The organism is Curvibacter sp. GW821-FHT09D12 (genome assembly GCF_059416245.1).
Genome location: NZ_JBWKOU010000012.1, coordinates 58,090 through 76,728 on the forward strand (window position 1 = coordinate 58,090; position 18,639 = coordinate 76,728).

The window sequence follows — 18,639 nt, forward strand, 5'->3', positions numbered from 1 at the left end:
CACCGCCCTGATCCGCCATGAACCTGATGAACCCTGGTGGCCTTCATGCCACCCGCCGGGCAGCCTTGCTGGCCCTGAGCCTGCTGGCCGCCCAATGGCTGAGCCCTTCGGCGCAAGCCGATACCGCGATGCCACCTGCCGCCCAGGCCCCGCTGTGGGCGGCTGCCGGCCAGGAGCAGCCCGCCCTGCTGGAGACCTTGCGCGCCTTGGTCGGTATCGAAAGCGGCAGCAGCGACCGCGAAGGCCTGGACCAGATCTCCGAGCTGATCGCCGGCCGCTTGCGCGAACTGGGGGGCGAGGTGAACTTCATCGACGCCGCACCGGCCGACCTGTACCGCATGGAGGACACGCCCCCCCGGCCAGGCCGAATGGTGCATGCGGTGTTCAAGGGGGCCGGGCAGCGCCGCATCCTGCTGATTGCCCACATGGACACGGTCTATCCCCGGGGCATGCTGGCCCAGCAACCGTACCGTGTGGAAGGCAACCGCGCCTATGGCCTGGGCATTGCCGACGACAAGCAGGGCGTGGCCACCGTGTTGCACACCGTGGCCCTGCTCAAGCGCCTGGGCGTGAACGATTACGGCCAGTTGACCGTGCTCATCAACGGCGACGAGGAGATCAGCTCGCCCGCCTCGCGCAAGACCCTGGCGCGCCTGGGGCGCGAGCACGATCTGGTGCTCTCGTACGAAGCCACCCGTGTCGGAGGCGACAAACTGTCGCTGGCCACCAGCGGCATTGCCATGGCCTCGCTCAAAGTGGTGGGGCGGGCCTCGCACGCGGGCGGCGCCCCTGAGGCGGGCGTCAACGCGCTGTATGAGCTGTCGCACCAGCTGCTGCAATTGCGGGATCTGTCGGTGCCCGAGCGTGGCCTGAAGGTCAACTGGACGATCGCCAAGGCCGGCGTAGTGCGCAACATGATCCCGCCCGAGGCCAGTGCCCAGGCCGATGTGCGCCTGCTGCGCGTGGGTGATTTGCAGGCCCTGGACAAAGAGTTGCAGTTGCGCACCCAGCGCCGCCTGTTGCCGGGCTCGGAGGTCAGCGTCACGCTGGAGAACCGTCGTCCGCCCCTGGAGCCCACCGATGCCGCGCGCCGCGTGGGGGCCCATGCCCAGCAGCTTTACCGCGAGATTGGCCATGCCTTGCAGATCGACGACCGACCGGAGGGCGGCGGCACCGATGCCGCTTTTGCCGCACTCGACACCCGGGCGCCCGTGTTGGAACGCCTGGGCTTGCAGGGCTTTGGCGCGCACTCCGACAAGGCCGAATACGTGCTGCTCGACTCCATCCAGCCGCGGCTTTACCTGGGGCTGCGCCTGATCGCCGACTTTGCCGCAGGCCGGGTGGCGGGCGCAGATTGAACAGTTGGCGACACTGTGGACGCGGATGGGCTGTCCAGCCCGTCGGCGTGGGCGTGCGCCGCTTAAGATGGGTGCTGACCGGGCCAAGCCCATGAAGACCCCCTTAACCAGGAAATCCGAGACATGTCCGACCTGAACACCTTGTTTGAAGCCGCTGTGGCCAACTCCAAGAACCTCAGCGAGCGCCCTGACAATCCCACCTTGCTGAAGATCTACGCCCTGTACAAGCAGGCCACCCAGGGGGACAACACCGAGAAGAAGCCCGGCTTCACCGATCAGGTGGGCCGCTTCAAGTGGGACGCCTGGGAAAAGCTCAAGGGCAAAACCCAGGACGAGGCCAAGCAGCTCTACATCGACCTGATCCAGTCGCTGAGCTGAGCGGTACCCAGCCCAGGGAGCTGCTTCACCAAGTGGTGACATTCGCGGGGTACTCCGGTCGCAGGGGCGGGACACAATGCCTCAGCCGTTCTCTTCCGAGGTGCCCATGTCCCTTCATTCGTCCCATTCCAACCCCTTGGGCCGTCGCCACGCCTTTGCCCTGGTGGGCACACTCGGTGCCCTGGCCTTGAGTTCCTGTGGCGGCGGAGGCAGCAGCACGAGCAGCACCACCTCCTCGGTGGCCGCGCTGGCCGGCCTGAGCCTGTCCGCCGGTAGCCTGTCACCGGCCTTTGCCAGTGCCACCGCGGTGTACGCCGCCAGCGTTGGCAACGCGGTCAGCAGCTTCACCGTCAGCCCTACGGCCACCGACAGCGGCGCCACCGTTCAGGTCAACGGCAGCACGGTGGCCAGCGGCAGCGCTTCGGCCGCGATCAGTCTCAGCGTGGGCACCAACACCGTGACGGTGGTGGTCACCGCCAGCGATGGCAGCACCACCAAGACCTACACGGTGGTGGTGACCCGTGCGGCGGCCACTTTGTCGTCCGATGCGACGCTCAGCGCGCTCACCCTGTCTGCGGGCAGCCTGTCGCCTGCCTTTGCCAGTGCCACCACGGCGTACACGGCCACCGTGGCCAACAGCGTGAGCAGCCTCACGGTCAGCGCCACGCTGGCGGGGGCGGGCACGCTCAAGGTCAACGGCAGCACGACCAGCAGTGGCGCGGCCTCCAGCAGCGTGGCACTCTCGGTGGGCAGCAATACCATCACGGTGCTGGTGACGGCGGCCGATGGCGTCAGCACCCAGACCTACACCGTGACGGTCACCCGCTCGGCGGCCGGCAGTTGCACGCTGACCGCTACCGAAACCGATGGTCCTTACCCGCTGTACGCCATCCTGACCAATTCGGCCATCGCGCGCAGCGACATCCGCGAAAGCAAGACCGGCATCCCGTTGACGCTCACCCTCACGGTGTTGAGCGCAGGCAGCAGCTGTGCACCCATCAGCGGTGCGGGCATCTACATCTGGCATTGCGACAAGGATGGGCTGTATTCGGGCTACAGCACCAGCACCAACGCAGGTCAGAGTGGCCTGACCTATCTGCGCGGCATCCAGGTGACCGACAGCAACGGACAGGTTACTTTCACCACGATCTACCCCGGTTGGTATGCGGGCCGCATCACCCACATCCACGTGCAGGTGTACCTCAACGACAACCTGGCGGTTTCGGCCACGGCCACCACCCAGTTGGCCTTTCCGCAGACCATCACCACGGCGGTGTACAACAGCGCGCTCTACACCAAGGGGCAGAACACGTCGATCACCAGTTTCTCGGCCGACAACGTGTTCAGTGACGGCACCAGCACCGAGATGCTCACGTTGAGCGGTGACATCAGTGCTGGCTACAGCGCCAACATGACGATCACCATCGCCTGAGCGCCGCTTTGGCACCCGTACCTCACAGGTGCCGGCTCATGAACAGGCTGTGCGGGTCGGAGCGGTAGTCTGCAAATGGCCCGCAGGGCAGAAAGCCGTTGCGCCGGTACAGCGCATGGGCCGGCGCGAACGAGGGTGCGGTGCCGGTCTCCAGGCTCAGGCGCAGCAGGCCACGTGCCCGACCCTGCGCCAGGATGTGGTCGAGTACGGCCTGACCCACGCCCTGGCGCAAGAACGCGCCGTGGGTGCGCATCGACTTGAGCTCGCCATGCCGGGCATCCAGCGTCTTGAGCGCGCCGCAACCGCACAGGCGGTCACCGCGCCAGACCGACCACAGCGTGATGCCGGGTTGGCGCAGCGCCGCCAGCGGCAGCGCGTGCACGCTCTCGGGTGGGGTGTCGGCCTGCATGCCGGCCAGGTGCTCGCGCAGCAAGGCCTGGATCTCGGGGCCGCTGAGGTCGTCCTGACGGATCTCGAAAACCATGGAGGTGCTCCGGCTGGGGCGGCCCGGGGCGGGCCACTGGCCTGGACTTTAAGCCATGGCCCGGCAGGGGGCCGGGGCGGGCTCATTCGAGCGTGATGTGGGCGGTCTGGATGATCTGGCCCCAGCGCTTGAGTTCGGATTGGGTGAACTCGGCCAATTGACGGGGGCTCATCTGTTCGACATCGGTGCCGGATTCTTCGGCCTTCTTGCGGGTGTCGCCGCTGGCCAGGATGCGGTTGATCTCGGTGTTCAAGGTCTGCACCACGTCGGACGGCGTGTTGGCGGGGGCGTACAGCGCAAACCAGGAGTCCAGCTCATAGCCCGGCAGCCCGCCCTCGATGGTGGTGGGCACATCGGGCAGCGAGCTCAGGCGCTTCTTGCTGGTCACGCCCACACCCTTCAGGCGGCCCCCCTGGATCTGGCTCACCACGCCGGCGGGGGTGGTGATGAAGATGTCCACCTGGCCGGCCATCAGGTCTTGTACCGCGGGGCCCGAGCCCCGGTAGGGAATGTGGGTGATGAAGGTGCCGGTGAGCTGCTTGAACAACTCGCCCGCAATGTGCTGGATCGAGCCGTTGCCCGAGGACGCAAAGTTCAGCTTGCCCGGGTTGGCCTTGGCGTAGGCGATCAGTTCCTTGAGGTTGTTCACCGGCAGCTTGGGGTTGATGGCGATCACCTGGGGTGCGCGGGTCATCATCGCCACGGGGGTGAAATCCTTGATCGGGTCCCAGCCCGCCTGCTTGAACAGGTGGGGGTTGCCCACGTGGTAGCCGCTGTACGACACCAGCAGGGTGTAACCATCGGGTTTGGCCCGTGCCACGATCTGGTTGCCGATGTTGCCCGAGGCGCCGGGCTTGTTGTCCACGATCACGGGTTGGCCCAGCGCCCGACCCAGGGGTTCGGTGATCAGCCTCGCCGTGAAGTCGGTGGTGCCGCCGGGGGCGGTGGGCACCACCAGGGTGATGGGGCGTTGCGGGAATTTGCCCTGGGCCCAGGCCTCTCGGCCCAAGCCCGATACAGCCGCGAGTGAGGCGAGCTGCCCCAGAAGCTGACGTCGTTGCATGGTGTTGTCTCCGTTGTAATTGGGGGGTCGAGGCCTGGCTCTTCAGGCCAGTTCGGAAATCTCGATCAGGTTCAGGTCCGGGTCGCGCACATAGACCGAGCGGATCTTCTGCGTGGCACCGGTGCGCATCACCGGGCCTTCGATGATGGGCCAGCGGGCAGCTTCCAGCCGCTCGATCACCTGGCTCAGCGGCATGGTGGCGATGAAACACAGGTCCAGCGCCCCGGGCACCGGCAGGTGGGCCTTTGGCTCGAATTCGCGGCCCCGCACATGCAGGTTGATCTTCTGCAGGCCAAACTTGAAGGCCTTGCGTTCGACCGGTGGGGTGCCGCCGATGAAGCTCTCCAGTTGCATGCCCAGCACCCTGGTGTAGAAGTCGACGCAGGCGGCCTCGTCGTGGGTGGTCAGTACCAGGTGGTCCAGGTGGTCGATCATGCTGTCCTCTTCAGTCACAGGTTGAAGTCAAGTTGGTGCGTCTGCCGCCGCCGGGCCGCCCCAAGGCGGCAGGGGCCCCCTCGGGGGGCAGCGACCACACGAAGTGAGGGAGCGTGGGGGCCACTCATATCGGGGCAGGGTGCAGGTCGGTGATGCGGCCGGCCTTGGCCACCTGGCCCGGCACCTCGTGGCCCACGATGGTGGGCATCTGGCGCGCCACGGCCAGCAGGCGTGGCAGGTCGATGCCGGTGTCGTAGCCCATGGCGTCCAGCATGTGGATGGCGTCTTCGCTGCTGATGTTGCCGCTGGCACCCGGGGCATAGGGGCAGCCGCCCAGGCCGCCCAGCGAGCCATCAAAGCGGGTGATGCCGCTTTGCACGGCGGCCAGCACATTGGCCAGGCCCATGCCGCGGGTGTTGTGAAAGTGAAGCGTCAGCTGCAGATCCGCAAAGCGCGCCTGCAGGGCCTCGCACACCGCCTTCACCTGGGCCGGTTGGGCCATGCCGGTGGTGTCGCAGATCGTCAGGCCCCGCACCCCCAGCTCGGCAAAGCGGTCGGCAAAACGCAGCACCTCGGCCAGCGGCACCTCGCCCTCCATGGGGCAGCCGAAGCAGGTCGACAACGAGACATTGATCGGCGTGCGCCCGTCCACCCGCCACACCACCTCGGTCAGCGCGGCCAGGCTGTGCTCGCGCGGCATGCGCAGGTTGGCCAGGTTGTGCGTCTCCGAGGTCGACATCACCAGGTTCAGCTCGTCGGCCCGCGATTCCAGGGCACGTTCGGCCCCGCGCAAGTTGGGCACCAGCACGGTGTACTCCACCCCTGGCACACGGCGGATGCGGCCCATCACCTCTTCGGCGTCGCGCAGCATCGGGATCGCCTTGGGCGAGGTGAACGAGGTCACCTCGATCTTGGCGTAGCCGCACTCGCTGAGCGCGTCCACCAGGGCCACCTTGGTGTCGGTGGGGATGAATTCGGGCTCGATCTGGAAGCCGTCGCGCGTGGCGACCTCGTTGAAGTGGATGCGTGTCATGGGGCGTGTCATGTGGGTTCTCCGGCGACGATGCCCCGGTCTTTCAGGGCCTGGATCTGATCGGCGCTCAGGCCGATGTCGCGCAGCACGGCGTCGGTGTCCTGCCCGATGCCCAGCGGTGCGTTGCGGCGGTGTCCGCCGGGGGTGCGCGACAGTTTGGGGATGATGCCGGGCACGGCCAGTGTGCTGCCGTCGTCCATCTGCACCTGTTCGATTATGCCGCGGGCCTGGTAATGCGGGTCGGCGGCGATGTCGGCCACCGTGTAGATGCGGCCCGCCGGCACCGAGGCCCGGTCGAGTGCGGCCAGCACCTCGTCCACCGTCAGCTTCGCCGTCCAGGTGCCGATGGCCGCGTCGATCTCGGCCACCCGGGCCACTCGGCCGGCGTTGTCGCCCAGGGCCGCGTCCTGGCCCAGGTCGTCACGCCCCATCTCGTGCATCAGGCGCTTGAAGATGCTGTCGCCATTGCCCGCGATCAGGGCGTAGCCCCCGTCGGCGCAACGGTAGGCATTGCTGGGGGCGATGCCCGGCAGGGCGCTGCCGGCCGGGCCCCGCACCGCACCAAAGGCGCTGTACTCGGGCAGCAGGCTTTCCATGCAGTTGAACACCGCCTCATACAGGGCCACGTCGATCACCTGGCCCTGTCCGCTGCGGTGGCGTTCCTGCAAGGCCATCAGGATGCCGATCACGCCATGCAGCGAGGCCAGCGTGTCGCCGATCGACACCCCCACGCGCACCGGCACGCGGCCGGGTTCGGCGGTGAGGTGGCGCAGCCCGCTCATGGCCTCGGCCACCACGCCGAAGCCGGGCTTGTCACGGTAGGGGCCGGTCTGGCCGTAGCCGCTGATGCGCAGCATCACCAGACGCGGGTTCAAGGCCAGCAACTCGTCCGGCCCCAGGCCCCAGCCTTCCATGGCGCCGGGGCGGAAGTTCTCGATCAGCACATCGGCCTCGGTGGCCAGTTGGCGCACGATGGCCTGGGCCTCGGCCGCTTTCAGATCAAGGGCCAGCGAGCGCTTGTTGCGCGACTGCACCTGCCACCACACCGAGGTGCCGTCCTTGAGCAGACGCCATTTGCGCAGCGGATCGCCGCTGCCCAGGGGTTCGATCTTCACCACGTCGGCGCCGAAGTCGGCCAGTGTCTTGGCCGCAAACGGGCCGGCGATCAACTGGCCCAGCTCCAGCACCTTCAAGCCGGCGAGCGGGCCGGTGGCCGGGAGGAATTCAGAGGGGCTTGTCATGGCGGGCAGTTTGCCGCTGTCCGCGCCCGCCTGTCCATTTCTGTTGCCGCAAGCCCTGTTCGCATTTTGCGAAGTCAGGGGTGGGCGTCAGCCCGGGGGACGTCGCCGGCCCAGGTGCCGGGCGGCCTTGGGGCTGTCGGGTTCCTGGGCCTGGTTCAGCGCCAGGGCTTGCTGCTGCAGGCGGGCCAAGGCCTGATCCAGGGCATCGACCTCGGGCGTGCTCAGCACCTGCAGCAACTGGGTGTTGAGCAGGCGCACCTGGGGCATCAGTTCCGTCACCAGGGCCTCGCCTGCAGGCGTCAGCCAGAGCAGGGCGCGGCGGTGGTCGCCGGGGCGGGGCTCGCGCCGCACCAGTTGCTTGCCCAGCAACTGCCCCAGCGCCTTGGAGGTGCGCGCCCGGTCGAGTTGTACCCGGTCCGCCAGTTCGGACGGGCCCAGGCCCTGCTGCTGCCACAGCAGCGACAAGACCGACCATTCGCGCCGGGTGATGCCATAGCGCCCTTCGCACAGTCGCACCACCGCCGCGCCCCCGACCGCCAACAAGCGGCTCAGGCGAAACAGCAACATGTCGTCGATGGCCTGGGGCTGGCGCAGGCGGGAGGGGGGATGGATCATGGTGCGTTCAGCGTAGCGAGGTGGGGCAGGTAGTGCTGCAGCAGTGTGGCTGTCACGGTGGCCTGCAAGGCATCCCGGCGGCGTTTGAGGGGGTCTCGTTCGGGCAGTTCGCTCATCCAGCGCTTGAACTGGATGAAGGTGGCCGGGTGCATGGTGTTCATGCGGGCCATCCGCCCGTTGCTGGCCACGATGACGGCTGAAAAAGGCGGGCTGTCCATCAGCACCTGAGCGCGTCGAGCCTGTGTGACCCAGAAATCGTCCTCGTCGTCGCTCAATCGCAGTGGGTGGGGGTCGTCTCCGGCCTGCATGCGACGCAGGATGTCCACCTCGAAGCCATCTTGGTTCACGGCGGTGTAGCGCTGCAGGCTCCGGATTTGGAAGCTGGGGTCCACCTTTTGCAGCACGCCCAGCATGGAGCTGTCTACCCGGGCCAGGGCGGTGGCAAACCGCAGGCGTCGCCGCACATCCCACAGCAAATCGATGTCGCGCGTGGCCACGGCGTCGCTGTCCACCATCACACCCGCCGCGGCTTCATAGGCATACAGCGCATGGGTACCCACCACCCTGAAAAAGTCGTGCAAATGGGTGTGGGCCAGTCGGTCCAGCACCGCCACCACCAGGGGGTCTACCCGCCCCACACGCAAGGCCCGGTTTAGCCGTTGCTGTTCGGTCAACTTGGTCTTCAGGGCGCTCAGGCGCGCGGTGGATGCCGCCTTTCGGTCCTGAAACTGCCGATAGATCTGCTCCGTCTCTGCATTGCGTGGACCCAGGCTTTTCTCGCCTCCGCCGGTCTGCGTGCGAACCAGATAGCTCGACTCGGGCGCCCTGGCTGGGCCTTTGTGCCAGTACATCCCGCCGCGCAACTGGTCTGCTTGTGACCGTGCTTCTTCATGCGCCTCGAAAACGGCCAGCGCGTCGATGTACTGGCGTGCCTGAGAAGCATTGAGTTCGCGCATTTCGGTTAAAAATCAGAAAATTTGAAAATATACCGAAATCTTATATAAATCAATAGCTTAATTGTTTTTGAAAGAGGTCTTCGAGAGCGGCGTGACGCTGGATTTATGGACCTCAGGGTTTTCCGGGGCATGGATTGATTTCAACAACTGATGGGCTGCACCCTACAGTCTCTGCATGTGGTTTCACACCCCGTGAAGTTGTTCCAGCCCAGTTCTGTCATGTCGCCCTCACCTTGCACCTTGTCTCGATCCGTTCTGAATCGCCGCCAGTATCTGGCCCTGAGCGGGCTGGCCTGGGGAGGCGCCCAAGCGCAAGCTTTTCCAAACCGTGCCATCAAACTGGTCAACAACTTTCCGGCAGGTGGTCCTTCCGACATCCTGGCGCGGGGTGCGGCAGATGTGCTGCAGCAGCGCTTTGGCCAGCCCGTGATCGTGGACAACCGGCCTGGGGCGGGCGGCAATCTGGGCGCCGACGTGGTGGCCAAAAGCCCTGCTGATGGGCACACGGTGCTGGTTTGCATTGACAGCCTGTTCACCGTCAACCCGCACATCTACAAGTCCATGCCGGTCAAACTGGCTGATTTCAAGCCCTTGCTCACCCTGGCCTCATCGGGCCTGTTGATCGGGGTGCACCCGGGCACCGGCATCAAGAGCCTGGCCGAACTGGTGGCGCAGGGAAAGAAGCGCACGCTCAACTTCAGCTCGGGCGGCAGCGGTAGCCCGGGGCACTTGGCGGTTTCGGTGATGAGCGAAGCCACCGGCATGAAGATCCAGCACATCCCCTACAAGGGCAATTCGCCTGCGGTGACTGCTGTGCTTGCCGGCGAGGTGGATGCGGGCGTGCTGGCCACTCCAGGCATGCTGCCTTATGTGAAAGCGGGCAAAATCACACCGCTGGCCGTCACCAGTCGCCAACGCTCTGCCCTTGCCCCCGAGGTGCCCACTGTGGCCGAGCTCGGCTTGCCGGGCCTGGAGCAGGAGGTGCTTTACCTGACCCTGGTGCCGGCCGCCACGCCGGCAGATGCCTTGCAGGCGCTGCAGGCGGGCTGGGTCGAGGCCATGGGCCGCCCCGAGACGAAAGCCCGCATGCAACAGCTGGATCTGCAAGCCGAGAAAGACAGCGGTGACGCCTTGCGCGATCGCCTGATGCGCCAGTCGGCGCGCTATGCCCGCATCATCCAATCCACCGGAATGACCGTCGAATGAGCTCCCAACGCACCAACATCATCTTCATCGTGGCCGACGACCTCGGCTACGCCGACCTCGGCTGCTATGGCGGCCGTGAGCCCGTCTCGCCGGTGCTCGACAGCCTGGCCGAGCAGGGCCTGCGCTTCACCCAGGGCTACTCGAACTCGCCGGTGTGCTCGCCCACGCGCTTTGCCATGATCACGGCGCGCTACCAGTACCGGCTGCGCGGCGCCGCCGAAGAGCCCATCAACAGCAAGAGCCGCGGCAGCACCACCCTGGGCCTGCCCACCGAGCACCCCACGCTGCCCTCTCTGCTCAAGGCCAGCGGCTACAACACCGCGCTGATCGGCAAGTGGCATCTGGGCTATCCACCCGCATTCGGCCCTTTGCGTTCGGGTTACGACGAGTTCTTCGGGCCCATGTCGGGCGGCGTCGACTATTTCACCCACTGCGATTCGCGCGGCACCCACGATCTGTGGTTCGGCGAAGAGGAGCACCAGCAAGAGGGTTACCTGACCGATCTGCTGTCTGACCGGGCGGTGGACTGGGTGAACCGCATGGCCCCGGCAGCCCAGGCCGGTCAGCCGTTTTTCCTGAGCCTGCATTACACGGCGCCGCACTGGCCCTGGGAGACCCGCGACGACGAGGCCCTGGCGCAAGAGGTCAAGGACAACCTGTTCCACCTGCATGGCGGCAACATCCATACCTACCGCCGCATGATCCACCACATGGACGAGGGCATCGGCCGCGTGATGGCCGCGCTGCGCGCGCAGGGGTTGGCGGACAACACCCTGGTGGTCTTCACCAGCGACAACGGCGGCGAGCGCTTCTCGGACAACTGGCCCTTGGTGGGCGGCAAGATGGACCTCACCGAGGGTGGCATCCGTGTGCCCTGGATCGCCCACTGGCCCGCAGCCATCGCCCCGGGGCGCGTCAGCGACCAGCATTGCCTGACCATGGACTGGTCGGCCACCATGCTGGCTGCGGCTGGCGTGGCGGCGCACCCGGATTACCCGCTCGATGGGGTTTCTCTGTTGCCCGTGTTGCGCGATGAGGCCCCGGCCTTCGAGCGGCCCATGTTCTGGCGCATGAACCACCGCGGCCAGCGGGCCGCCCGCCTGGGCGACTGGAAGTACCTGCGCGTGGATGGGCACGACTACCTGTTCAACATCCCGGCCGATGAGCGCGAACGCGCCAACCATGCCAGCCGCCAGCCCGAACGCCTGGCCGAACTGCGTGCCGCCTGGACGGCCTGGGAGGCCACCATGCCCCCCATCCCCGACGACGCCACGGTCAGCCTGGGTTACGGCGCCAAGGACATGCCCCAGCGCTGAGCGACCGGCCTGCGCTTCAGCTTGGGGTGAGGGCTGTCAGCAAGCGCTCCAGCCCCGCCAGCGCCTGTTCCACGGCCACACCGCCGGTCTGGGCGCGCACGATGGCCCCATCCGCCGCCAGGCCGGCCGCCTCGGCCAGGGCGTGGGCGTCGGGGCGCCCGACCAGCAAGGTTTCTATCGCGCCCACCATGTCCTGCTTGTGGGCGGCCGAGATGGCCAGCGCATCGCCCAGCCCCCCACCCAGTTCCGCCACCGCATTGATGAAGGCACAACCCCGGAAGCCTGGCTCGCGCAGCCATTCGCCCAGGGCCGCTGCCAGGGGGTGCAGGGGGTGGCGAAGGCGTTCTGCCGGGCTCTGAGCCTCCCGGTGTCTCGCCAGGGCGGCCTGGAACCAGCCCATCCAGCGTTCGTGGCGATAGGCCAGAAAGGCGCGGATCAGTTCGTCCTTGGCCGGAAAGTGCCGGTAGAACGTGACCTTGGTGACCCCCGCCGCCGCAATCACCCGGTCCACCCCGGTGGCGCGCAGGCCGTCGCGGTAGAACAGCTCATGGGCGGCCAGCAGAATGCGCTCGCGGGCCGGCAAGCTGGGGTCGAGCACGAAGGGCGCTGAAAAAGAATCTTCTGTCATGTCGATGATTGTAGACAGGTCTGTCTACATGGATTAGAGTTGCGGGTAGACAGATCTGTCTACATGCAGGATTTTCTGCCCCAACCTTCCTTTGACGGAGCCCTTTCATGGAAACCAAGCCCCCGCTGCCCCCCTTCACCGCCGAGACGGCGGTGCAAAAAGTCCGCCTGGCCGAAGATGCCTGGAACTCCCGCGACCCGGCCCGCGTGGCCCAGGTCTACACCGAGGACACGGTGTGGCGCAACCGGGCCGAGTTTCCGGTCGGGCGTGAGCAGGCCCGCCAGCTCCTGGAGCGCAAGTGGGCTCGCGAGTTGGACTACCGCCTGATCAAGGAGCTGTGGGCGTTCACCGGCGAGCGCCTAGCCGTGCGCTTTGCCTACGAGTGGCATGACGATTCCGGCCAGTGGTACCGCAGCTACGGCAATGAAAACTGGGAGTTCAACCCCCAGGGCCTGATGCAGCGGCGCTTTGCCAGCATCAACGACATGCCGATCCGGGCGGACCAACGCCTGTTCCACTGGCCACTGGGCCGCCGGCCTGACGATCACCCGGGCCTGAGCGAGCTGGGCCTCTGAGCAGGCAAGAGGTCAAGCGGCCATGCACCAAACTGGCACAGGCGTTGCTTGATGCCGGGGCATGGTCGCCCGCTTCAACATCCCCCCCGGTACCGATGCCTTGTGGCAGCAGCGCCTGAGCCTGCTGCTCGATTCGACCGACGAGGGCATGTTCGGCATTGACCTGCAGGGCGATTGTGTCTTCATCAACCGGCCCGGGGCCAGCCTGATCGGCTACGAGCCCGCCGAACTGCTGGGGCGCAACATGCATGCGCTGACCCACCACAGCCATGCCGATGGCCGGCCCTACCCGGACCGCGACTGCCCGATCTTCAACGCCTTCCGCCAGGGCTTGCCCTGCCGCATCGACTCCGAGGTGTTCTGGCGACGCGACGGCAGCAGTTTCCCGGTCGAGTACTCCAGCCAGCCCATCCTTGACGGGACCGAGGTGCGCGGTGCGGTCATCACCTTTGTCGACATCACCGAGCGGCGCCGTGCGGCCCAGGCCTTGCAGCGTGCCCACGACGCCCTGCAGCGCAGCAACGATGTGCTGGAGCAGCGCGTGCAACAGCGCACCCTGGCGCTCAGCGAGGCCCTGGTGCGCCTGCGCGAACTCTCGGCCTACTCCGAGCGCGTGCGGGAGGACGAGCGCACCCGAATCGCCCGCGAGGTGCACGACGAACTGGGCAGCCTGCTGGTGGCCCTGAAGATGGACGTCAACTGGCTGCAAAAGCGCCTGGGTGAGCAGGCGGCCCGCGAGCCCGAGGCGGCGCAGGACATGCGCGGCCAGATGCGCTGCAAATGCCAGAACATGAGCCGCCTGATCGAGAACGCCGTCGACAACGTGGGTCGCATCATCACCGACCTGCGCCCCAGCATCCTGGACCACCAGGGCCTGTGGGCGGCGCTGGAATGGCAGGCCCACGAGTTCGCCCAGTCGGCCGAGCTGGCGCTGGAGTGGTGCATGAGCGTGCCCGAAACGCTGAGCCTGCCTGAGCCGGCCGCGATGGCGGTGTTCCGCATCTTCCAGGAGATGCTGAGCAACGTGGGCCGCCATGCCCATGCCAGCGCGATCGACATCCTGATCGAGCAGCGCGATGCCCAACTGCACCTGCGCGTGCAGGACAACGGCGTGGGCGCCAGCCCGCAGGCCCTGGAGTCACCCACTGCCTACGGCGTCATGGGCATGCGCGAGCGGGCGCGCCACCTGGGCGGCCTGCTGTTGATCCAGAGCGCACCGGGCGAAGGCTCGTGTTTTCACTTGCAGATTCCGCTGGAGACGCCATGAACCTGGCTGCGACCGCCCCCGCCCCGATCCGCTTGTTGCTGGCCGATGACCACCTGATCGTGCGCCAGGGGCTCAAGCAGGTGCTCGGCGATCCGGCCAATGGTCAGCCCGAGATCACGGTGCTGGCCGAGGCCGCCACCGGCCCCGAGGCCCTGACCCAGATCGAGGCCCTGCAGGGCCCGGCCGGGCTGGACCTGGTGCTGCTGGACATCGCCATGCCCGGGCTCGACGGGCTGGAGGTGCTGCAGCAATTGCGCCGCCAATGGCCCGCCTTGCCGGTGCTGATGCTCAGCACCTACCCCGAAAAGCAGTACGCCGTGCGCTGCATCAAGCTGGGGGCGGCCGGCTACCTCAACAAGAGTGCTGACCCCGACGACATGGTGGTCGCGGTGCGCAAGGTGGCCGCCGGTGGCCGCTACCTCAGCGAGGCCACGGCCGAAGCCCTGGCCGGAGCCCTGTCACGCACCACCCTGGCGCCCAGCACGCCGGCCGCGGTCATGGCCGCCATCGATGCCCTGTCACACCGCGAGCACCAGGTGTTCCGCCTGCTCACCAGCGGGCATTCGGTGAGCGAAATTGGTGCACAGCTCAAGCTGGCGCCCAACACCGTGAGCACCTACCGGGCCCGCATCCTCGAAAAGACCGGGGCCCGCAACGATGTCGAGCTGGCCTTGCTGGCGCGCAGCGCTTCTGGAGCCTGAAAAGCCGTCGGCTGCAATCGATTTGTAGGGCTGGCCCTACAGGGTGTCGACATGCCGGGCACGAAATGCAGTGGATCCCCGTCAACGCGCCACTTGGGCGGCAACTTGGCCCGCGCTTTGCGTAGCGCATCACATCCTGATCAACGAGGTGTGCCATGTCCGAGTTCTTTTCGCCCTACGATGCCGACCGCCCCCTGATGCTCAAGTGCAGCTGCGGGCGTGAGCACACGGTGGCCGACCATCAAGCAGAAGTCACTGCCGAAGCGGCCGCCGCCACACTGCGCCAGCGCAGCCTGAGCAGCGAGTTCGAGGCCTACAGCAACGAGTTCATCGAAGCCACCCTGGTCAAGGCCTTGTTTCCGCAGGATGCCTTGCGGCGCCGCTTCCTGCGCGCGGTGGGCAAGGGCACGGCCATGGCCGCCATCAGCAGCGTGCTGCCTGTGGCCAGCCTGCAGGCCATGGCCCAGGAGGCCGGCAAGGGCGGCACCAACCTCGAAAAGAAAGACCTGAAGATCGGCTTCATCCCGATCACCTGCGCCACCCCGCTGATCATGGCCCACCCCCTGGGCTTCTACAAACAGCAGGGTCTGAATGTGGAGGTCACCAAGACCGCGGGCTGGGCGCTGATCCGCGACAAGATCATCAACAAGGAATACGACGCCACCCACTTCCTCAGCCCGATGCCGCTGGCCATGTCGCTGGGCCTGGGCTCGAACGCCACCCCCATGAACGTGGCCACCATCCAGAACATCAATGGCCAGGCCATCACCCTGGCCCTGAAGCACAAGGACAACCGCGACCCGAAGAACTGGAAGGGCTTCAAGTTCGCCATTCCCTTCGAGTTCAGCATGCACAACTTCCTGCTGCGCTACTACTTGGCCGAGGCCGGCCTCAACCCCGACACGGACGTGCAGCTGCGCGTGGTGCCGCCGGCCGAGATGGTGGCCAACCTGCGGGCCGGCAACATCGATGGCTTTCTGGGCCCCGACCCCTTCAACCAGCGCGCCGTGTACGAAGAGGCCGGCTTCATCCACCTGCTGACCAAGGACCTGTGGAACGGCCACCCCTGCTGTGCCTTCGGCACCAGTGCCGAGTTCATCCAGAAGAACCCGAACACCTTCGCCGCCCTGTACCGTGCAGTGCTGACTTCGGCGGCCATGGCCCGCGACCCCAAGAACCGCGAACTGATTGCCAAGGTGATTGCCCCGCAGGCCTACCTGAACCAACCCGAGGTGGTGCTGCAGCAGGTGCTGACCGGCAAATTTGCCGACGGCCTGGGCAACATCCGCAACGTGCCCGACCGGGCCGACTTCGACCCCATGCCCTGGCAGAGCATGGCCGTCTGGATGCTGACCCAGATGCAGCGCTGGGGCTACATCAAGGGGGCGGTCAACTACAAGCAGATCGCCGAGAAGGTGTTCCTGCTGACCGATGCCAAAAAGCAGATGAAGGCCCTGGATCAGAAGGTGCCCGAAGGCGGCGCCTACCCCAAGTTCAACATCATGGGCAAAGAGTTCGACGCGGCCAAGGCCGAGGCCTATGCCAAGAGCTTTGCCATCAGCAAGGGGACCTGAGCCATGAGCCCCTTCAAATCCCTGGGCTTCCGCGCCGGCGTGCTGTCGGTGCTGATGCTGCTGGTCCTGCTGGCGGTGTGGCGCACCGCCACCCTGCCCGATGCGCCGGCGGCGGCACCGACCAAGGCCTTGAGCGCCGAACAGATCGAGTACCTCAAGATGATGGGCAAGGACCCGGCGGCCGCAGCCCCGGCCGAAGCCGGCGGCAGCGCCAAGTCGGGGGGCTTTCCGACCCCGTTGCAGACCGCCACCGCGGCCTGGCAGCACCTGCGTGACCCGTTCTACGACAAGGGTCCCAACGACAAGGGCATCGGCATCCAACTGGCCTACTCGCTGGCGCGGGTCGGCCTGGGTTTTGGCCTGGCTTGCCTGGTGGCCATCCCGCTGGGCTTCGTGATCGGCATGTCGCCCCTGCTGCGCCGGGCCTTTGACCCCTTCATCCAGGTGCTCAAGCCCATCAGCCCGCTGGCCTGGATGCCGCTGGCGCTCTACACCATCAAGGACTCGTCGATCTCGGGCATCTTCGTGATCTTCATCTGCTCCATCTGGCCCATGCTGGTCAACACCGCCTTCGGCGTGGCTTCGGTCAAGCGGGAATGGCTCAACGTGTCGGCCACCCTGGAGGTCAACCCGCTGCGCCGGGCCCTGCTGGTGATCCTGCCGGCTGCGGCCCCCACCATCCTCACCGGCATGCGCATCAGCATGGGCATCGCCTGGCTGGTGATCGTGGCGGCCGAGATGCTGGTGGGCGGCACCGGCATCGGCTACTTCGTCTGGAACGAGTGGAACAACCTGTCGCTCACCAGCGTCATCTTCGCCGTGCTCGTCATCGGTGTCGTGGGCATGCTGCTGGACCTGGCCTTTGGCCGGCTGCAGAAGGCGGTGACCTATGTGGAGTGATCTCGGCAGCCGTGTCGCGCAGGCGGGGCTTGCCGGGCCCCAAGCAGCAGAAAGGAACCCCAAGGTGGACGGATTTCTGAAAGTCGAAGCATTGAGCAAGGCCTACGATCCGGCCCGCCCGGTGTTCTCGGACGTGTCCTTCTCGCTGGCGCGGGGAGAGTTCGTCTGCATCATCGGCCATTCGGGTTGTGGCAAGACCACCATCCTGAACGTGCTGGCCGGCCTGGACCAGGCCAGCTCGGGCTATGCCTACATGGACGGGCGCGAGATCGCCGGCCCCAGCCTGGAGCGGGGCGTGGTGTTCCAGAGCCATGCCCTGATGCCCTGGCTCACCGTGCGCCAGAACATCGCCTTCGCGGTCAAGTCGCGCTGGCCCGAGTGGAATGCCGCCAAGGTCAACGTGCACCTCGAGAAGTTCGTCGAGATGGTGGGCCTGAGCGCGGCCATCGACAAGAAACCCTCGGCCCTGTCGGGGGGCATGAAGCAGCGCGTGGGCATTGCCCGGGCCTTCAGCATCAGCCCCAAGATGTTGCTGCTCGACGAGCCCTTCGGGGCGCTGGATGCACTGACCCGCGGCACCATCCAGGACGAGTTGATGGGCATCGTGCGGCAGACCCAGCAGACCGTGTTCATGATCACCCACGATGTGGACGAGGCCATTCTGCTGGCCGACCGCATCCTGCTCATGAGCAACGGCAACGACACCCCCCAGGGCTACCGCCCCGGTGGGCTGGCCGAGGTGGTGGTCAACCCCTTGCCGCGTGAGCGCAGCCGGGCCAGCCTGCACCACCTCGATGGCTACTACGAACTGCGCAACCACGTGGTCGATTTCCTCGTCAGCCGCGCCCGGGCGCACTGAGCTTCCACCCCGAACCGGGTGCTTCAAGCCGCGGCCTGCCGGTCGCGGCGGGGCAGCGCTCGGCCCGGGACTTCCAAACTGTTTCCCCGTGTTCTTCAAAGGAGCCAACATGAACCGCAACGACATCACTGAAAAAATCATCACCACCAAGGTGCAAAAAGGCATCAAGTGGGAGGCCGTGGCCAAGAAGCTGGGCCAGTCCAAAGAGTGGACCACCGCCCTGTGCCTGGGCCAGATGACCGCCACACCCGAGCAGGCCAAGGTGCTGGGCAAGATCTTCGGCTTGACCGCCGACGAGCAGAAATGGCTGTGCGTGGTGCCTTACAAGGGCTCGCTGCCCACCCCCGTGCCCACCGATCCGCTGATCTACCGCTGGTATGAGATCGTGAGCGTCTACGGCAGCACCATCAAGGAGCTGATCCATGAGGAGTTCGGCGACGGCATCATGAGCGCCATCGACTTCAGCATGGACATCCAGCGCCAGGCCGACCCCAAGGGCGACCGCGTGAACGTGGTGCTGTCGGGCAAATTCCTGCCCTACAAGACCTACTGAGGCGCCCCGCGGGGCGGGCGCAGGCGTTAAGCTCGGGGCCGTTTTCCTCTGAGGCCCCGGTTTTC

The 18,639-nt window shown here is 66.5% G+C and carries 20 protein-coding genes; 12 read left to right on the forward strand and 8 right to left on the reverse strand.

The annotated features are described in order from the left end of the window. The first annotated feature begins 17 nt into the window (after positions 1–17). From AC07PT_RS19105 to AC07PT_RS19115, 3 genes are all read left to right on the forward strand, one after another. A complete protein-coding gene (locus AC07PT_RS19105; protein ID WP_494657730.1) occupies positions 18–1,358 on the forward strand; it encodes a glutamate carboxypeptidase in 1,341 nt (446 codons plus the stop codon). A 123-nt stretch (positions 1,359–1,481) separates the two neighbouring features. Beyond that, the gene (locus AC07PT_RS19110) at positions 1,482–1,736 is read left to right on the forward strand and encodes an acyl-CoA-binding protein (protein ID WP_492349266.1); all 255 of its coding nucleotides are present in this window, start codon (positions 1,482–1,484) and stop codon (positions 1,734–1,736) included. A 106-nt stretch (positions 1,737–1,842) separates the two neighbouring features. After that, positions 1,843–3,168, forward strand: coding sequence for a cadherin-like beta sandwich domain-containing protein (locus tag AC07PT_RS19115; protein ID WP_494657731.1), 1,326 nt, complete (start codon positions 1,843–1,845; stop codon positions 3,166–3,168). Between the two features lie 22 nt (positions 3,169–3,190). Here the strand turns inward: AC07PT_RS19115 and AC07PT_RS19120 are convergent, their stop codons facing one another. The 7 genes from AC07PT_RS19120 to AC07PT_RS19150 form a co-directional block, all read right to left on the reverse strand. Then, complete coding sequence (locus AC07PT_RS19120) at positions 3,191–3,652, reverse strand: GNAT family N-acetyltransferase (RefSeq protein WP_494657732.1); 462 nt, start codon at positions 3,650–3,652, stop codon at positions 3,191–3,193. Between the two features lie 82 nt (positions 3,653–3,734). After that, entirely contained in the window at positions 3,735–4,715 is a 981-nt protein-coding gene (locus AC07PT_RS19125; RefSeq protein WP_494657733.1) for a Bug family tripartite tricarboxylate transporter substrate binding protein, read from the reverse strand. Between the two features lie 42 nt (positions 4,716–4,757). Then, entirely contained in the window at positions 4,758–5,150 is a 393-nt protein-coding gene (locus AC07PT_RS19130; protein ID WP_492349262.1) for a VOC family protein, read from the reverse strand. A 124-nt stretch (positions 5,151–5,274) separates the two neighbouring features. After that, positions 5,275–6,183 (reverse strand): hydroxymethylglutaryl-CoA lyase, encoded by a 909-nt coding sequence (locus tag AC07PT_RS19135; protein ID WP_494657795.1) that lies wholly within the window; start codon positions 6,181–6,183, stop codon positions 5,275–5,277. Between the two features lie 8 nt (positions 6,184–6,191). Next, on the reverse strand, positions 6,192–7,424 hold the full coding sequence (locus AC07PT_RS19140) for a CaiB/BaiF CoA transferase family protein (RefSeq protein ID WP_494657734.1): 1,233 nt from the start codon (positions 7,422–7,424) through the stop codon (positions 6,192–6,194). Positions 7,425–7,511: 87 nt separating this feature from the next. Beyond that, positions 7,512–8,039, reverse strand: coding sequence for a MarR family winged helix-turn-helix transcriptional regulator (locus AC07PT_RS19145; protein ID WP_494657735.1), 528 nt, complete (start codon positions 8,037–8,039; stop codon positions 7,512–7,514). Next, positions 8,036–8,995: a GSU2403 family nucleotidyltransferase fold protein gene (locus AC07PT_RS19150; protein ID WP_494657736.1), complete on the reverse strand. Its 960-nt coding sequence runs from the start codon at positions 8,993–8,995 to the stop codon at positions 8,036–8,038. Before AC07PT_RS19150 ends, AC07PT_RS19145 begins: the two co-directional genes overlap by 4 nt. A 219-nt stretch (positions 8,996–9,214) precedes the next feature. Here AC07PT_RS19150 and AC07PT_RS19155 point away from each other — a divergent pair, with 219 nt between their 5' ends. Both AC07PT_RS19155 and AC07PT_RS19160 read left to right on the forward strand, forming a co-directional pair. Then, positions 9,215–10,201, forward strand: coding sequence for a Bug family tripartite tricarboxylate transporter substrate binding protein (locus tag AC07PT_RS19155; protein WP_494657737.1), 987 nt, complete (start codon positions 9,215–9,217; stop codon positions 10,199–10,201). Next, complete coding sequence (locus AC07PT_RS19160; protein ID WP_494657738.1) at positions 10,198–11,517, forward strand: sulfatase family protein; 1,320 nt, start codon at positions 10,198–10,200, stop codon at positions 11,515–11,517. The genes AC07PT_RS19155 and AC07PT_RS19160 overlap by 4 nt, the downstream gene beginning before the upstream one ends. A gap of 16 nt (positions 11,518–11,533) precedes the next feature. Here AC07PT_RS19160 and AC07PT_RS19165 read toward each other — a convergent pair whose 3' ends face one another. Further along, positions 11,534–12,145, reverse strand: coding sequence for a TetR/AcrR family transcriptional regulator (locus AC07PT_RS19165; protein ID WP_494657739.1), 612 nt, complete (start codon positions 12,143–12,145; stop codon positions 11,534–11,536). Positions 12,146–12,252: 107 nt separating this feature from the next. Here AC07PT_RS19165 and AC07PT_RS19170 point away from each other — a divergent pair, with 107 nt between their 5' ends. The 7 genes from AC07PT_RS19170 (at position 12,253) to cynS (ending at position 18,574) form a co-directional block, all read left to right on the forward strand. After that, positions 12,253–12,720 carry a nuclear transport factor 2 family protein gene (locus AC07PT_RS19170; protein WP_494657740.1) on the forward strand — a complete coding sequence of 156 codons (468 nt, stop codon included), beginning with the start codon at positions 12,253–12,255 and terminating at the stop codon, positions 12,718–12,720. A 61-nt stretch (positions 12,721–12,781) separates the two neighbouring features. After that, entirely contained in the window at positions 12,782–13,987 is a 1,206-nt protein-coding gene (locus AC07PT_RS19175; protein ID WP_494657741.1) for a sensor histidine kinase, read from the forward strand. Next, positions 13,984–14,688: a response regulator gene (locus AC07PT_RS19180; protein ID WP_492349253.1), complete on the forward strand. Its 705-nt coding sequence runs from the start codon at positions 13,984–13,986 to the stop codon at positions 14,686–14,688. Before AC07PT_RS19175 ends, AC07PT_RS19180 begins: the two co-directional genes overlap by 4 nt. Positions 14,689–14,843: 155 nt before the next feature. Next, a complete protein-coding gene (locus AC07PT_RS19185) occupies positions 14,844–16,262 on the forward strand; it encodes a CmpA/NrtA family ABC transporter substrate-binding protein (RefSeq protein ID WP_492349252.1) in 1,419 nt (472 codons plus the stop codon). Positions 16,263–16,265: 3 nt separating this feature from the next. Beyond that, complete coding sequence (gene ntrB, locus AC07PT_RS19190) at positions 16,266–17,162, forward strand: nitrate ABC transporter permease (RefSeq protein WP_494657742.1); 897 nt, start codon at positions 16,266–16,268, stop codon at positions 17,160–17,162. Then, complete coding sequence (locus AC07PT_RS19195; RefSeq protein WP_492349250.1) at positions 17,152–18,021, forward strand: ABC transporter ATP-binding protein; 870 nt, start codon at positions 17,152–17,154, stop codon at positions 18,019–18,021. Before ntrB ends, AC07PT_RS19195 begins: the two co-directional genes overlap by 11 nt. Positions 18,022–18,130: 109 nt before the next feature. Next, positions 18,131–18,574: a cyanase gene (cynS, locus tag AC07PT_RS19200; protein WP_492349249.1), complete on the forward strand. Its 444-nt coding sequence runs from the start codon at positions 18,131–18,133 to the stop codon at positions 18,572–18,574. The last annotated feature ends 65 nt before the right edge of the window (positions 18,575–18,639 follow it).

Excerpts from the sequence above, each read along its gene's own strand:
- AC07PT_RS19150 (WP_494657736.1), bottom strand. The coding sequence starts at position 8,995 with ATGCGCGAACTCAATGCTTCTCAGGCACGCCAGTACATCGACGCGCTG.
- AC07PT_RS19185 (WP_492349252.1), top strand. The coding sequence starts at position 14,844 with ATGTCCGAGTTCTTTTCGCCCTACGATGCCGACCGCCCCCTGATGCTC.
- AC07PT_RS19105 (WP_494657730.1), top strand. The coding sequence starts at position 18 with ATGAACCTGATGAACCCTGGTGGCCTTCATGCCACCCGCCGGGCAGCC.
- AC07PT_RS19140 (WP_494657734.1), bottom strand. The coding sequence starts at position 7,424 with ATGACAAGCCCCTCTGAATTCCTCCCGGCCACCGGCCCGCTCGCCGGC.
- AC07PT_RS19180 (WP_492349253.1), top strand. The coding sequence starts at position 13,984 with ATGAACCTGGCTGCGACCGCCCCCGCCCCGATCCGCTTGTTGCTGGCC.
- AC07PT_RS19170 (WP_494657740.1), top strand. The coding sequence starts at position 12,253 with ATGGAAACCAAGCCCCCGCTGCCCCCCTTCACCGCCGAGACGGCGGTG.
- AC07PT_RS19175 (WP_494657741.1), top strand. The coding sequence starts at position 12,782 with ATGGTCGCCCGCTTCAACATCCCCCCCGGTACCGATGCCTTGTGGCAG.
- AC07PT_RS19145 (WP_494657735.1), bottom strand. The coding sequence starts at position 8,039 with ATGATCCATCCCCCCTCCCGCCTGCGCCAGCCCCAGGCCATCGACGAC.
- cynS (WP_492349249.1), top strand. The coding sequence starts at position 18,131 with ATGAACCGCAACGACATCACTGAAAAAATCATCACCACCAAGGTGCAA.
- AC07PT_RS19130 (WP_492349262.1), bottom strand. The coding sequence starts at position 5,150 with ATGATCGACCACCTGGACCACCTGGTACTGACCACCCACGACGAGGCC.
- AC07PT_RS19165 (WP_494657739.1), bottom strand. The coding sequence starts at position 12,145 with ATGACAGAAGATTCTTTTTCAGCGCCCTTCGTGCTCGACCCCAGCTTG.
- ntrB (WP_494657742.1), top strand. The coding sequence starts at position 16,266 with ATGAGCCCCTTCAAATCCCTGGGCTTCCGCGCCGGCGTGCTGTCGGTG.
- AC07PT_RS19110 (WP_492349266.1), top strand. The coding sequence starts at position 1,482 with ATGTCCGACCTGAACACCTTGTTTGAAGCCGCTGTGGCCAACTCCAAG.
- AC07PT_RS19115 (WP_494657731.1), top strand. The coding sequence starts at position 1,843 with ATGTCCCTTCATTCGTCCCATTCCAACCCCTTGGGCCGTCGCCACGCC.
- AC07PT_RS19160 (WP_494657738.1), top strand. The coding sequence starts at position 10,198 with ATGAGCTCCCAACGCACCAACATCATCTTCATCGTGGCCGACGACCTC.
- AC07PT_RS19120 (WP_494657732.1), bottom strand. The coding sequence starts at position 3,652 with ATGGTTTTCGAGATCCGTCAGGACGACCTCAGCGGCCCCGAGATCCAG.
- AC07PT_RS19125 (WP_494657733.1), bottom strand. The coding sequence starts at position 4,715 with ATGCAACGACGTCAGCTTCTGGGGCAGCTCGCCTCACTCGCGGCTGTA.
- AC07PT_RS19155 (WP_494657737.1), top strand. The coding sequence starts at position 9,215 with ATGTCGCCCTCACCTTGCACCTTGTCTCGATCCGTTCTGAATCGCCGC.
- AC07PT_RS19195 (WP_492349250.1), top strand. The coding sequence starts at position 17,152 with ATGTGGAGTGATCTCGGCAGCCGTGTCGCGCAGGCGGGGCTTGCCGGG.
- AC07PT_RS19135 (WP_494657795.1), bottom strand. The coding sequence starts at position 6,183 with ATGACACGCATCCACTTCAACGAGGTCGCCACGCGCGACGGCTTCCAG.